The sequence below is a fragment of the Nocardia carnea genome, assembly GCF_029868855.1.
Lineage (GTDB): Bacteria > Actinomycetota > Actinomycetes > Mycobacteriales > Mycobacteriaceae > Nocardia > Nocardia carnea_A.
This window is the reverse complement of the sequence record NZ_JARWOV010000121.1, coordinates 20,148-33,117: the sequence shown is the minus strand read 5'-3', so window position 1 is coordinate 33,117 and position 12,970 is coordinate 20,148. Positions and strand designations below refer to the sequence as shown.

At 68.3% G+C, this 12,970-nt stretch carries 12 protein-coding genes; 8 read left to right on the top strand and 4 right to left on the bottom strand.

Annotation, left to right across the window (positions count from 1 at the left end; genetic code table 11):
* Positions 1-281: 281 nt before the first annotated feature.
* Positions 282-779 (bottom strand): DUF6764 family protein, encoded by a 498-nt coding sequence (locus QH195_RS11895; protein ID WP_280435399.1) that lies wholly within the window; start codon positions 777-779, stop codon positions 282-284.
* A 231-nt stretch (positions 780-1,010) separates the two neighbouring features.
* Between QH195_RS11895 and QH195_RS11890 the strand changes: the two genes are divergently transcribed.
* Positions 1,011-1,529, top strand: a complete 519-nt coding sequence (locus tag QH195_RS11890) for a DUF4232 domain-containing protein (protein ID WP_280435398.1) — start codon at positions 1,011-1,013, stop codon at positions 1,527-1,529.
* Positions 1,530-1,608: 79 nt separating this feature from the next.
* Here QH195_RS11890 and QH195_RS11885 read toward each other — a convergent pair whose 3' ends face one another.
* Positions 1,609-2,568 carry a zinc-binding alcohol dehydrogenase family protein gene (locus QH195_RS11885; protein ID WP_280435397.1) on the bottom strand — a complete coding sequence of 320 codons (960 nt, stop codon included), beginning with the start codon at positions 2,566-2,568 and terminating at the stop codon, positions 1,609-1,611.
* A gap of 70 nt (positions 2,569-2,638) precedes the next feature.
* Here QH195_RS11885 and QH195_RS11880 point away from each other — a divergent pair, with 70 nt between their 5' ends.
* Positions 2,639-3,274, top strand: a complete 636-nt coding sequence (locus QH195_RS11880) for a TetR/AcrR family transcriptional regulator C-terminal domain-containing protein (RefSeq protein ID WP_280435396.1) — start codon at positions 2,639-2,641, stop codon at positions 3,272-3,274.
* Positions 3,275-3,373: 99 nt separating this feature from the next.
* On the opposite strand, the gene QH195_RS11875 is transcribed toward QH195_RS11880, so the two are convergent.
* Complete coding sequence (locus QH195_RS11875; protein ID WP_280435395.1) at positions 3,374-4,228, bottom strand: helix-turn-helix transcriptional regulator; 855 nt, start codon at positions 4,226-4,228, stop codon at positions 3,374-3,376.
* A gap of 210 nt (positions 4,229-4,438) precedes the next feature.
* On the opposite strand from QH195_RS11875, the gene QH195_RS11870 reads away from it, so the two are divergent.
* From QH195_RS11870 to QH195_RS11860, 3 genes are all read left to right on the top strand, one after another.
* On the top strand, positions 4,439-5,383 hold the full coding sequence (locus tag QH195_RS11870; protein WP_280435394.1) for an SDR family oxidoreductase: 945 nt from the start codon (positions 4,439-4,441) through the stop codon (positions 5,381-5,383).
* A gap of 40 nt (positions 5,384-5,423) precedes the next feature.
* Positions 5,424-6,785: an MFS transporter gene (locus tag QH195_RS11865; protein WP_280435393.1), complete on the top strand. Its 1,362-nt coding sequence runs from the start codon at positions 5,424-5,426 to the stop codon at positions 6,783-6,785.
* Between the two features lie 112 nt (positions 6,786-6,897).
* Positions 6,898-8,136, top strand: a complete 1,239-nt coding sequence (locus QH195_RS11860; RefSeq protein WP_280435392.1) for an oxygenase MpaB family protein — start codon at positions 6,898-6,900, stop codon at positions 8,134-8,136.
* A gap of 211 nt (positions 8,137-8,347) precedes the next feature.
* On the opposite strand, the gene QH195_RS11855 is transcribed toward QH195_RS11860, so the two are convergent.
* Positions 8,348-9,697 (bottom strand): cation:dicarboxylate symporter family transporter, encoded by a 1,350-nt coding sequence (locus QH195_RS11855; protein WP_280435391.1) that lies wholly within the window; start codon positions 9,695-9,697, stop codon positions 8,348-8,350.
* Between the two features lie 56 nt (positions 9,698-9,753).
* Between QH195_RS11855 and QH195_RS11850 the strand changes: the two genes are divergently transcribed.
* From QH195_RS11850 to QH195_RS11840, 3 genes are all read left to right on the top strand, one after another.
* Entirely contained in the window at positions 9,754-11,391 is a 1,638-nt protein-coding gene (locus QH195_RS11850) for a sensor histidine kinase (RefSeq protein ID WP_432278314.1), read from the top strand.
* The gene (locus tag QH195_RS11845; protein WP_280435389.1) at positions 11,388-12,086 is read left to right on the top strand and encodes a response regulator; all 699 of its coding nucleotides are present in this window, start codon (positions 11,388-11,390) and stop codon (positions 12,084-12,086) included. Before QH195_RS11850 ends, QH195_RS11845 begins: the two co-directional genes overlap by 4 nt.
* A gap of 328 nt (positions 12,087-12,414) precedes the next feature.
* Positions 12,415-12,960 carry an AraC family transcriptional regulator gene (locus QH195_RS11840; protein ID WP_280435388.1) on the top strand — a complete coding sequence of 182 codons (546 nt, stop codon included), beginning with the start codon at positions 12,415-12,417 and terminating at the stop codon, positions 12,958-12,960.
* The last annotated feature ends 10 nt before the right edge of the window (positions 12,961-12,970 follow it).

The following is a 12,970-nucleotide window of genomic DNA, read 5'->3' as shown; positions in this document are numbered from 1 at the left end:
GTTCCTCGGCGCATCGGGCGGCCACGAATTCTCCGACGTGCGCACGCAGCGAACTGTCCACCCGCGCGACCCACGCCGCGAACTGTTCCGGTCCGGCGCCCCCGGGTCGGCCGATCCGGGGTTCCCGAGCGACTCGTTGTGCGTTCACAAGTTCAAGCCTGGCACACTTCGGCGGATTTTGCATCGTTTATGCATCGAATAATGTCCCGGGCCTGGCCGGGCTCCCGGCGGGTCGGACGACCCGAAACGGTCGACCCGCCCCGCCGGCGGTGGCGCGGCCCTCACCGCAGGGACACACAGCCCTGCAGGGTCTGGAAGTCTCCCGCGAACGCGGGTCCGCCCGCACAGGTGGGCATCGAGGTGCCGGTGACCGCGACCGTAGCTCCGGGACCGGCGATACCGATCGACAGCCCCGGTCGCACCCCGACGGTCGTCGCCTGCGCTCGCGGGCCCACCGCGATCGCGGCCGGACCGGACAAGAATTGCGACGCGGACGTAGCGGTGCCGCCGTTCGCGGCGATGGCCAGCGAAAGGCTCGTAGCCGCAGCATCCGCATCGGCATCGCCGCCGACCCCGTAGGCCGCGGCCGCACCTCCCGCGTCGCTCTCCGCGGAGCAGGACGCGCCCTCCACACCGGCCGTGACAGCCGCCGCGCCCGGCACCGGGCACGATGCCGGTGGCGCGGCGCTCGCTACCGGGGCCGCGGTGAGGGCCCACAGTGACGCCGCCCCCACGGTCACCGGAATTCCGAGCGAGCGAGTGATTGTGCTGTGCAACATGACGGCCTCCTCGTCCTGGGTTTCTTGCGGTCTACTTCCCCTTCCGGGACTCGCTGCCGAGCGGCTATTCCACCCGTGGGAATTCACACTACTCGTTTAACGATGCAACTTCGATGCATAGCAAGAAATGCATCGCGGTCTGCCTTGTCGACCACCGCCGAAACCAGCCTCTACGTAGGCTGGGACGTATCTGCTCGAACAGACCGCTGACGTTTTGATCCGAAAGGAACTATGACTTCGACGAAGTGGCGGGTCGCCGGATCGGCCGGCGCCGCGATGGCAGCCCTGGCGGCAATGATGATCCCGGCGGCGACCGGTACGGCCGCGCCGGTGCTGTGCACTGCCGAAACACTGGACCTGAGCACCCGCGAGCGGCCGTCCGACTCCCCCGGCCAGGCCCGGATGGAGGTCGTGCTGACCAATACCTCGGCGCAGAGCTGCGCGGTACAAGGGTTCCCGGGGGTCGATCTGGTGGGCGCGGAGGATCCCACCTTCGGCCCGGTATACGAATTACCCCGTCAAGACGCGGATTTCGCCCCGGTCGTGGTGGAGCCGGGTTCCGCGGTGAGCAGTGTCCTCACCTACCTGCCGGGCGGCCCGGACGGCTGGGTTCCGGCCACCCTCGTCGTCACCCCTCCGGATACCACCACCTCGATCGAAGCACCGTGGCCCGCAGGCGTCAGCGTGCAACGCCAGGACGGTGCCACCCACCCCGGCACCTACATCGGCCCACTGCAACCTGCCTCCTGAGCAACCCGTCACCCCGCGCCGGCAACGGTCGGCGCGGGGATTCTTCGCAGCGGGTATACCCACGGCCGGTCGATCCCGGTCAGTCCGGTACGACGACCGCCCGGGTGCGCCCCTGATGCGCCCAGGCTTCGCCTACGCGGCTGAGCGGGTACACGGTGTACGGCGCATCGAAGGTGCCGTCGGCGAACCGGGCGAGAATGCCCGGAAACTCGGCGATCATCTGCTCCTTCGAGACCGAGCCCTTGCCACTGCCGCTGACCCGGATCCGCCGGCTGCGCAGCAGTGCCGCGGGCAGCACCGCCTCGGTTCCGGCGAGCGAGCCGATCTGCACGTAGTCGACCGCCACGCCGTCGTCGTCGGAACCGGACGTTCCCAGTGCCGCGAAGGCGGCCTCGGCGCCGGGGCCCCACACGTAGTCGAGGACGAGGGTGGGCTGCGCTTCGGCAACGGCCGCACCCAGGGCGACCGCCCAGTCCTCGGGCGCATCTGGTGCGAGCGCAACAGTATCTACGCCCGGACCACGCAGTCGCTCCAGCGCTTCGCGGTCCCGCCCGGCCGCGACGACCCGTTTCGCACCGAGGGACAGCGCCGCCCGTACTGCCAGACCACCCGACATACCGGTCGCGCCGAGCACCAGCACGGTACCGAGTTCGCCCGCCATCTCACGCCGGGCGACCAGCGGCATCCAGCCCGAGAGGGCGGGATTCATCCCGGCGGCGACCGCGAGCGGATCGGCCCCGGCGGGCACTTCCTCCTCGAACGGCGTGACCAGCCATTCCGCCATGGTCCCCCATGGCGACCGGGCGAAGCCCGTGTAGACCAACCGTCCGTCCCCGGTCCTGGCCACCGCGTCGACGCCCGGCACGAGGGGAAAGACCCCGCCGCCGCCGTAATGGCGACCGGTGGCCATCCCACGGACGATGTGGTGCAAACCCGCACCCACGAGCCGTAGCGGCGGCCGGCCGGGTCGCTGTTCGGGCTCCGGGAAGTCCGCACAGACAGGTGTCGCGTCGGGCGCGTCGACGACTGCAGCACGCATGAGATGACTCCTTAACTAAGTTAATCTCCGATGCCGACAACGGTGCCTTAACTTTGTTAAGGTGTCAACCGTGGCAAAGGGAATCACCCGGGAGCAGATCGTGACGGCAGCACTCGACCTGCTCGACGAGCAGGGCATGGACGCCCTCACCGTCCGTGCGCTCGCTTCCCGGCTCGACGTGAAGGCCCCCGCCCTGTACTGGCACGTCCGCAACAAACAGGAACTACTCGACGAGATGGCCACCTTCGTCATGCGCCGCGTCACCGACGCACTCGCGGCGATCCCGCCCGCCGGCGACTGGCGTGACGGCATAGCCGCCTACGCCCGCGTTCTGCGGTCGGAGTACCTGCGGCACCGGGATGGGGCGCGCATCTTCAGCGGTACGCGTGTCGCCGACCCCGCAATCGTGAAGGCAAAAGAACCTTGGCTCGAACGTCTGACCGCGACGGGGTTCTCCCTGGCCGAGGCGGACGACACCCTCGATCTGGTCACCGCCTTCGTGGTCGGCTTCGTCATCGAAGAGCAGGAGCGGGGTCCGTCCGCCGGGTCCGACCCCGCTCGATACTCGCTCACCGGACGCGATGCATGGCTCGGCGAAGGCGCTGAGCTGGTCAAGGCCGCCGGACATCTCCGCGACGACGGCGACCCGAGGTTCGAACGGCAGCTCGGCGTTGTCCTCGACGGGCTCGCGGCCCGATTGCCCTGACCGGGCGGCCGCCCCTGACGATCGCACGAACCCCGGCACGGCGCGGATGAGGCCGAACCGGGCGCGGACCACTCGAAATTGTGGCCGGTTGCAGTGGCTCTACAAGCCGCGGGTTCCGTGGAGCGATCGCGCTCCGACGACAGACAGCATCTGGAGCTTTTCGTAGCTCTCGCTGCCCGGGACAGCGGTGTAGACGAGCAGCATATGAGCCTGGCCAGGATCTATGAGCCGCTGGCAGTTCAGTTCCAGCGCACCGACTTCCGGGTGGATGTAGTGCTTGACATCGTGCGGCCGGACCCCGATCTCGTGCTCGTCCCATACACGACGGAATTCCGCGCTGCGGTCCAGGAGCAGATCGGCCAGATAGGCCGCTCGTGAGCCCGGACCGCGGAGGGTGACGAGTTCGCGCAGTCCCGAGGCGTACCTCCGGCTCAGGAACGCGTGTTCTTCCGGCGCATAGAAATTTCGGACGGCCGGGTCGGTGAACCAGCGGTATCCGACACTGCGGTCGGGCCCGGTGTACCGGGTCGTGTCACCGGTGAGCGCGATCCCCAGCGGAGTCTGCCGCAGGGTCTCGCCGAGCTCGGTGACGATCTCCGCGGGAGTGTCCGCCAGCCGATCGAGGATGCGCAGCAGGCCGGGGCTGATGTGCTCGCCGGTCGTTCCCCTGGCCGGTGGGTTGTGCCCCGCGAGGCGGAACAGATGGTCGCGTTCATCGAGCGACAGGTGCAACCCCTGCGCGATCGAGGCCAGCATCTGCTGCGACGGCTGCGGCCCACGCTCCCGTTCCAGCCGGGAGTAGTAATCGGCCGACATATTGCACAGCGATGCGACTTCCTCGCGCCGTAGCCCGCTGGTCCTGCGACGGGACCTGCGCGGCAGGCCGACGTCTTCGGGTTGCAGCGCCGCACGCCGATGGCGCAGGAACCCCGCCAATCCGGTGCGATCGATCACCACGCTCCCCTCTCTGAAGCACTGCCCCCGTTTCTACCGGCTGCGGGAAGAAGTAGCCACGGTCTGCCGATCCCCCTCCGGCGCGCAGCGGTGGCCGGGCGAGCCTGTGATCGATAGGTCCTGGATGCGCCCGGACGGTCCGCTGAGGATCAATGCCATGGCGCGAGCGAGCGCGACGACGAACGCACACCAGCAACCAGGAGCAGAACGATGCCACGCACACAGATCGACATCACCCTCCCCAGCCTGTCCGGAAAGCGCGCCGTCGTCACCGGCGCCAGCGACGGCATGGGCCTCGGAATAGCCGCGCGACTGGCGGCTGCCGGAGCGGAAGTGATCATGCCCGTCCGCAACCCGAGCAAGGGCGAAGCAGCTATCGCCGAGATCGATCGGGCTGCCCCAGGCGCGAAGGTATCGCTGCGCGACCTCGACCTGTCCGCACTGGAGTCGGTCGCGGCCCTCGGTGACACGCTGCGGGCGGAAGGCCACCCGATTCACCTCCTGATCAACAACGCCGGCGTGATGCGGCCGCCGAACCGCCAGGCCACGGCCGATGGGTTCGAGGTGCAGTTCGGCACCAACCACCTCGGCCACTTCGCCCTGGTAGCCCAGCTGCTGCCGCTACTGCGCGCCGGGCAGGCCCGGGTGACCTCACAGATCAGCATCGCGGCCCGGCGGGGCGCCATCCACTGGGACGACTTGAACTGGGAGCGCAGCTATCACGGGATGCGCGCGTACAGCCAGTCCAAGATCGCGTTCGGGCTGTTCGGCCTGGAGCTGGCGCGGCGCAGTAAGGCCCACGGCTGGGGCATCACCAGCAACCTCGCCCACCCCGGGGTCGCCCCGACCAGCCTGCTGGCTGCCCGGCCCGAGCTCGGCCGCAGCCGGGCTGTGCCCCAATACCGGCTGATCCAAGCGCTTTCCGCCCGCGGAATCCTGGCGGGCACCCGCGAGACCGCCGCACTGCCCGCGCTCATGGCGGCGACCTACCCCGACGCCGAGTCCCACGTCCTCTATGGTCCCGGCGGGCCCGGCAACCTCGGCGGCGCGCCGGCCGAGCAGCGGCTCTACCCGCCGCTGCGCAGTGCGGAGGAAGCCGAACGCGTCTGGCAGGTCTCCGAGGAACTCACCAAGACCTCTTTCCCCACCGCCTGATCTCGCCACCCCGGAACAACCGAGCCACCGGAGCAGTCACATGAATTCGCCAACCCGCCCCGCCGGCAAGCGACGAAGCCCTTGGTGGGTGGTCGCCGGCGCCGGTACAGCCAATGCCGTCGGCCCCCAGATGTACCTGGCCACCATCGGCCTGTTCGTACTACCGATCGCCGAGGACACCGGCTTCAGCCGCACCACCGTCACCGGCTCGTTCTCGGTCGCCGCAGTCGGGATGGTGATCGGCCTGATCATCGTCGCGCAGCTCGTCGACCGATACGCCGCCCGCTACATCCTCGTACCGGGGTTCGTGCTGTTCGCGGCCTCGATGGCCATGATCGCTCTGGTACCGCCGGTCGAAGCCGTCTACTACATCCCGTGCTTCTTCGTCGGGTTCTTCGGTGCCGGGACAGCTGTCCCCGCCACCCGAGCGGTAGTGAGCTGGTTCGACAACAACCGCGCCCTCGCCGTCGGCGTCGTGACAGGCATCATCGGTCTGGGCGCCGCCCTGGCGCCCCTGCTGGCGGGAATGCTCATCGACAGCATCGGATGGCGGCTCACCTACGGCGTCATGGGATTGGTCGCCGCGCTGGTGTCGGTCACGATGGTCACTTTGTTCGTCCGGGCCCGGGCGGAAGAACACGTGCGCGGGCGACTCGCCCCCGAAGCCCACGTCGGGGACCGGGACGTCAGCCTCGAACTGCCGGGCCTGACGGTCCGTGCGGCGCTGGGCACCCGGCAGTTCTGGGCCATCGCATCGGGGCTGGGTCTGGTGGGGGTCGTGGTCTACGGCCTGCAGGTCCACCTCGTACCGATGATGACCGACCGCGGACTGAGTGACGACCAGGCAGGCTCGCTGCTGGTCGTTTTCGGCCTGGCATCGCTGGCCGGCCGCGTTGCCGGTGGCTTCCTCATCGACCGGGTCCACGCCTCCGTCATCGGTACGATCGCGATCCTCGCCCCCATCGTCGGCATGTTCTTCCTGCAGCCGCCCTACTCCACCGCCGTCGTCGCGGTCGCCTTCATCGGCATCGCGTTCGGTATCGAGGGCGACCTGCTCGCCCTACTCATCACCCGCTATCTCGGCACCCGCAACTTCGGCCGGATCCTCGGACCGGTCCAAGCCGTCTTCCTCCTGGGCAGCGCACTCGGGCCGCTGCTCCTCGGGCTGGGTTACGACGAACTCGGCTCCTACGACCCGGTCATCCCTGTGCTGATGGGCGTCCTCGTCGTCGGCGCGCTCCTCATCGCGACCCTCGGCCGCTACGTCTACCCCGCCGTCAACGGTTTCGACCAGCTCGCCGCGCGCGACGAGCTCGCTGCCGCGGAGGTACTGAGCGATATGGCCAAGAGCGGCAACACCCCCATCCCATCGGACAGGCCACTCGCCCGGGTCCGCGGCTGATCGGCCGGCCCGGTGGTACGCCGCCGGGCCGGGTACCGCAGTCCAGCCGCGGATGCCCGGGTCGGGCGGAAACCTGATCCGAGTAGTTGGCACCAATCATCGAGGAGACATCGTGATCGAACAGCTCGAATGGCCGACCGGGCGTGCGGGCCGGCAGACCGTCCTGGCTCAGTTCGGCGAGGCCCGCGCCGAACTGATGCGGTGGGCATTGACCACCGGTGACGAGCTGGCCGACGCCGTCGTCACCGAAATGCACGAAATCGGGGTGAAAAAGGCAAGACTCCTGCTGCGCAAGGGAATCCGAGAGGGCTCGGCCGCCCTCGCCGACCCACCACCCGCCCTGGCGGCACTCTTGCGGCAAGCCGAGAGCAGGCCCGATTATGTCGACGACCAGTTGCTCGATCAGGCCTCGATGCCGTTCTACACCGCGCCGGCAACGGTCCACCTCATCGCGCTCAGCGCGGGCGCACTCATCCGGGTCTACGAGTCGCCGTCGATCTCCGAGGTGCTCACCACAACAGGCCGGCTGGTGGACGGTGCGCAGCGCCGGCTCCAGGAGACCGGCGCCTGGCACCGCCAGGTGATGATTCCGGGAAGCCTGCGCGCCGGCCAGCCGGGTTACGTGGCGACCCTGGAGGTCCGGATGCTGCACGCGCATATGCGAAAACTCGCCCTGGACCGCGGCTACGACGCGTCGGTACACGGCTATCCGATCAATCAGGTCGACCTGGGGCGAACCTGGATGGACTTCACACTGACCGGCCGCACTGCCGAGGAACGTCTCGGGTTCGGGTCGACCAACCGCGAGACGGCCGATCTGTACCGCTACTGGTGGTACATCGCTCATCTCCTGGGGATCGACGCACGTCTGGTCGAGGGCATCACCAGCAACGCGGCGGCACAGCGTATCGATGATCTCTTCCAGACCGTGACCGGGCCGGTCACCGAGGACTCCGCCGCGCTGGCCGACGCGACGCTCGCGGCGGTGGCCTCGACGATGCATGAGGTACTGAAGGTGCCGAGCGGGCTGGCGCGACCGGCACTGAACGCAATCACACGCCGGATCCACGGCGACGGCCTGTGCAGGGACCTTCGAATTCCCGCGTCCCGGGTCGCCGACGTATGGCTGGGGCCGGCGCTGTCCGGGCTCGCGGCAGCACGTGAGCGCCGCCGCCGCGATGCACGACTGTGGGACGCCATGATCGACAGGAACTTGGCGGCAGCCCGCGAGCTGCTGGCCACACCCGGCCACCCGACCCCATATCGGCACAGCGCCGCCGGACCCGATGACCGCGGGATTTCCGTTGCACCTCGAGCAGCGGTCGGCGATCCGGCGTCGCCGATCGAATAACCAGTGGAAAGGCCGATGATCGCCCGGTCTGTTCGGCCGGCCCCGAACTACTGTCCGCCACCAGCAAGATCTCCCCGCTGGTGGCGGACTGTCTCAGGGCGCGGCCATACGCGCCGAACCGGCCTGTCCGGTGTCCATCGGCCGGGTCGGCCGGCACCCGGGATCCGGTCGGGCCGGCCGTGGGGCGGCCCGACCGGTCCTGCCGAATCGGTCACGCCGGAACCATCTCCCGCGGGGCGGGCTCGGCCTGTGGCGGATGATCGTCGACCATGGTCTGCTCATCGAAGGGCAGTTTGCGGTCCAGGACCAGCTGGACCCGGTCCGGGTCGAGGGTCTTGGTCCAGGTGCCGACCAATACGGTGGCGACCGCATTGCCGGAGAAATTGGTGACGGCACGGGCCTCCGACATGAACCGGTCGATTCCGACGATCAGCCCCACACCTTCCAGCAGTTCGGGCCGATGGCTCTGTAGCCCGCCGGCCAGCGTCGCCAGGCCGGCGCCCGTAACTCCCGCGGCGCCTTTCGAGGCGATGATCATGAAGGCCAGCAATCCGATCTGCTCCCCCAGCGCCAGCGGCTGCCCCAGCGCATCCGCGATGAAGATCGACGCCATCGTCAGGTAGATCGCCGTGCCGTCGAGGTTGAAGGAGTACCCGGTCGGGACGACAACACCCACGGTGGTCCGCTCGACGCCCAGATGCTCCATCTTGGCGATCAGCCGTGGCAGCGCCGACTCCGACGAGGATGTCGCCACGATCAGCAGATACTCGCGAGCGAGATAACGCACCAGCTTGAAGATCGACACCCCGGCGGCGGCCCGGATCAGAACCCCGAGGATTCCGAAGACGAACACCACGCACGTCAGGTAGAAGGCGATCATCAGCGTGCCGAGCGCGAGCACGGCGTCGAGGCCGGTGCGCCCGACCACATTCGCGATCGCGCCGAATGCGCCGATCGGGGCGAGCCACAGGATCATCGACAGGATCCGGAACACCAGTTTCTGCAGTACCGATACGCCGCGCAGGATCGGCTCCCCGGTGCTGCCCATGGCCTGCACCGCGAAACCGACCAGCAATGCGACGAACAGCGTTTGCAGCACACTGCCCGCGGTGAGCGCGGAGATCAACGTGTCGGGGATGATGCCCTGCAGGAATTCGAGGGTGCCGCCGGCCGCGTGTGCTTGTTCGGCGTACTCGGCGCCCGCCCCCGCGTTCTCGGACAGGTTCATCCCGCCACCCGGTTGCAGCAGGTTGCCGACGAGCAGCCCGATCCCGAGCGCCACGGTGGACATCACCAGGAAGTAGCCGAGTGCGAGCCCGCCTACCTTGCCGACGCTGGTGGCGGCCCGCACCGATCCGACCCCGAGCACGATGGTGCAGAAGATGACCGGTGCGATCATCATCTTGATCAGGTCGATGAACATGGTGCCGAGCACACCCACCGACTTCCCGGCCGACGGCGCGAGCCAGCCGACAGCAATGCCGGCCACGACAGCGACTATGACGGCCAGATATAACCAGTGGGTGCGGTCGCGCCGCGTGGCCGGTGCGGAATCACTCATGACGGTCCTCTTCGACGGTGCCTATGCGCTGAGTCACGCTTCCTGTGCCAAGAATGATGACCGCACGAGTGACCCCGGTCACGGTTGCGTACATTACGTTCACGGAGGACAGCACAGTGAAACGCAGTCGATGGTCGCTTGCCGGGCAGACGTTCGCCCTGCAACTGGTCGTGCTCGCGCTGGTGATCGGCACCGGGGCGGCACTCGCGGTGCTCGACGCACGCAGGGACAGTGACGAGGCGATCCGGCAGGAAGTCACCGCCGTGGCCGTGAGCCTGGCAGTCGCGCCCTCGACCGCGACAGCCGTGCGCGAACCGGATCCCTCGGCCGTGCTGCAACCCGTGACCGAACTGATCCGCAGCCGCACCGGCCTGGATTTCATCGTGGTGATGGCACCCGATCGGACCCGGTTCACCCATACCGACCCGGCGCGTATCGGCAAACCGTTCAGCGGCACGATCGATCGCGCACTGGCCGGTGCGACGTTCACCGAAACCTACACCGGTTCGCTGGGTCCCTCGATCCGTGCGGTGACGCCGGTATACGACGACGGGCGCATCGTCGCGCTCGTATCGGCCGGCGTGACCCGGGCCCGGGTCGGCGATCAGGTACAGGCCCAGCTGCCACCGATCCTCGCAGTCACCACCGCCGGCCTGCTGGTCGCCATGGCCGGCTCCCTGCTGCTGAACCGTAGGTTGCGGCGCCAGACGCACGGTTTGGCGCCGCGTGAGCTGCGCCGGCTGTACGAGCACCACGAAGCGGTGCTGCATTCGATCCACGAGGGTTTGCTCGTATTCGGCGCGGGACGCCCGCCCGGAACCGTCGCGCAGGACGACGAGGCCGAAGTGGTCAACGACGAGGCGCGCCGCCTGCTCGGCCTCCCGGACGGTCCGGTGCGGCGCAGTGATCTGCCGGTCTCGCTTCGGAAAATCGGCACCGGCCTCGTCCGCGACGAAATGCACGTCACCGACGATCGCGTGCTCGTGCTCAACCAGGACTCGGTGACCTGGGCGGGTCGCCCGCTCGGAACCGTGACCACAATTCGCGACCACACCGAATTGCAGAGTGTCCTGGGCGAGCTCGAGTCGGTTCGCGGCTTCGCCGAGTCGCTGCGCGCGCAAGCCCACGAATTCGGGAACCGGCTGCATACCATGATCACCATGGTGGAGATGGGCCGATACGCCGAGGCGGTCGACTTCGCGACCGCGGAACTCGAACTCTCCCAAGCTCTGATCGACCGCCTCCTGGCCACGATCGCGGAACCGGCGTTGGCCGCCCTGTTGCTGGGCAAGGTGAATCAAGCCGCCGAGCGCGGCATCGAACTGACCGTAACGCCGGACACCGCACTGGACTCCACCGCACCACTGACGGCGCACGAAATGGTGACACTGGTCGGAAACCTGATCGACAACGCCCTCGACGCGGCAACGCAGACCACCGACGCGTGGGTGGAAGTCACCGTACGACAGGATATTTCGACACTGCACGTACAAGTATCGGACAGCGGCCCGGGTATGTCCGCCGAAATGTTCGCGCGCGCCAGCGAACGCGGCTACTCGACGAAAACCGACCACCACGGGCTCGGCCTGGCGCTGGTGAGCCGGCTGGTGACTCGCCGAGGCGGCACGATCCGCACCGAGAACACTCCGGAGAGCACGGTAGCGGTGACACTGCCACGGGGAACGACACCGTGATCCGCGTGCTGATCGCCGAGGACGAGCCGCTGATCGCCGAGGCGCACCGCGCCTACGTCGAACGGGTGCCCGGTTTCTCCCCCGTCGCCGTCGTGCACACGGCCCGTGACGCCGTGCGGGTGGCCACCGCGGCCTCGGCCGAGGGCACGCCGATCGACCTCGCACTGCTGGATATCGGCCTGCCCGACGCGAGCGGGCTCGACGTCGCCGCCGCGCTGGCCGGACTCCGGCCGAGTCCCGATGTCATCGCCATCACCTCGGCCCGCGACCTCACCATGGTCCGGGCGGCCGTCACCCACGGTGTCGCGCTGTATCTGCTCAAGCCGTTCACCTTCGCCGCCTTCCGCGACAAGCTCGAACGCTATCTGGAATACCGCAACGCATTGCCGACGGGCGGAACCGCGCTCTCCCAGCACGACGTCGACCGCGCCCTCAACGCCCTGCGAACCCCGAGCCCGCGGGCGGGTTCACCGAAAGGCGTGGCACCGCAGACTCTCGAGAAGATCTCCCGGATCGTCGGCACCACCCCCGGAGGTCTCTCCGCCGCCGAGGCCGGCCGTGCGGCCGGCGTTTCGCGGGTCACCGCCTGGCGGTATCTCGAAAAACTCGCCGACGACGGACTCCTCGATCGGCACACCGACTACGGCCGGGCAGGGCGCCCACAGATCCGGTACACCTGGCGAACCACACCGTGAACCGCCCCCGCCCGGCGATGAGTCACTCATCCGGCGAGCAGTCCCTTGGTCTTCATCGAGGCGGCGACCTGGCTTCTCGAACTTCGTCATGCCGACACCGATGACGAATACCCGTTGCGTCACAGGATGGTTCCTCTCCTTTGATCACCTATCCAGCTGTTCCTATGACGCTATGAGTGCGGGCCTCGCCCGGCGAGGACTGCAACGGGCCTTCTGGGGGACCGAAACGATCATCGGCACTGGTACTGTCCGAACCGGTCATCGAGGTCGAAGGAGTCACGTGGCGCACACGATTCCGATGCGGTTCTTGCGGGCGACGGTCGAATCAATGCCGAAGCGCGGCATCGATGTGGAACAGGCACTCCGTGGAGCCGGGCTCGACTGGCGGCTCTACGCCGAGGACCGCGCCCGGATGACGCCGGAGCAGACCACCGCTGTAGTGCGCGCCCTCTGGGAGCAAACCGACGACGATCTGTTGGGTCTGGGACCGCGGCCGGTGACGCCCGGGACGCTGCGACTGGCCGGTTTGACCATCATCCACACCCGGGATCTGCGCAGTGCGCTGGCTCGTATGCTCGAATTGGCCACCGTGACCATCGGCATCCGCTGGAGGCTGCAGACCGACGAGGCGGGCCTGGCGGCGATCAGCAGCGAGGAAGAACCCGGCACTCGCCTCGACCCGTTCGTCGCGCTCGCCGTCGCCGGCGCCGGACAGCGGTTCGCCGGATGGCTGATCGGGTCACCGATTACGTTGCGGCTGATCGAGTTTCCTTTCGACGCCGATTATCTGGCCGACGAGTACGCGCTCATTTTCGGAGTTCGGCCGGTCTTTCGCGCGCGGCGGGTAGCGATGTCCTTCGACGCGCGTTACTGACCAAACCTGT

Bases quoted from the DNA above. Each gene is read 5' to 3' on its own strand.
- QH195_RS11895 (WP_280435399.1), bottom strand. From the start codon at position 779: ATGTTGCACAGCACAATCACTCGCTCGCTCGGAATTCCGGTGACCGTG.
- QH195_RS11890 (WP_280435398.1), top strand. From the start codon at position 1,011: ATGACTTCGACGAAGTGGCGGGTCGCCGGATCGGCCGGCGCCGCGATG.
- QH195_RS11885 (WP_280435397.1), bottom strand. From the start codon at position 2,568: ATGCGTGCTGCAGTCGTCGACGCGCCCGACGCGACACCTGTCTGTGCG.
- QH195_RS11870 (WP_280435394.1), top strand. From the start codon at position 4,439: ATGCCACGCACACAGATCGACATCACCCTCCCCAGCCTGTCCGGAAAG.
- QH195_RS11865 (WP_280435393.1), top strand. From the start codon at position 5,424: ATGAATTCGCCAACCCGCCCCGCCGGCAAGCGACGAAGCCCTTGGTGG.
- QH195_RS11855 (WP_280435391.1), bottom strand. From the start codon at position 9,697: ATGAGTGATTCCGCACCGGCCACGCGGCGCGACCGCACCCACTGGTTA.
- QH195_RS11850 (WP_432278314.1), top strand. From the start codon at position 9,754: ATGACCGCACGAGTGACCCCGGTCACGGTTGCGTACATTACGTTCACG.
- QH195_RS11840 (WP_280435388.1), top strand. From the start codon at position 12,415: ATGCCGAAGCGCGGCATCGATGTGGAACAGGCACTCCGTGGAGCCGGG.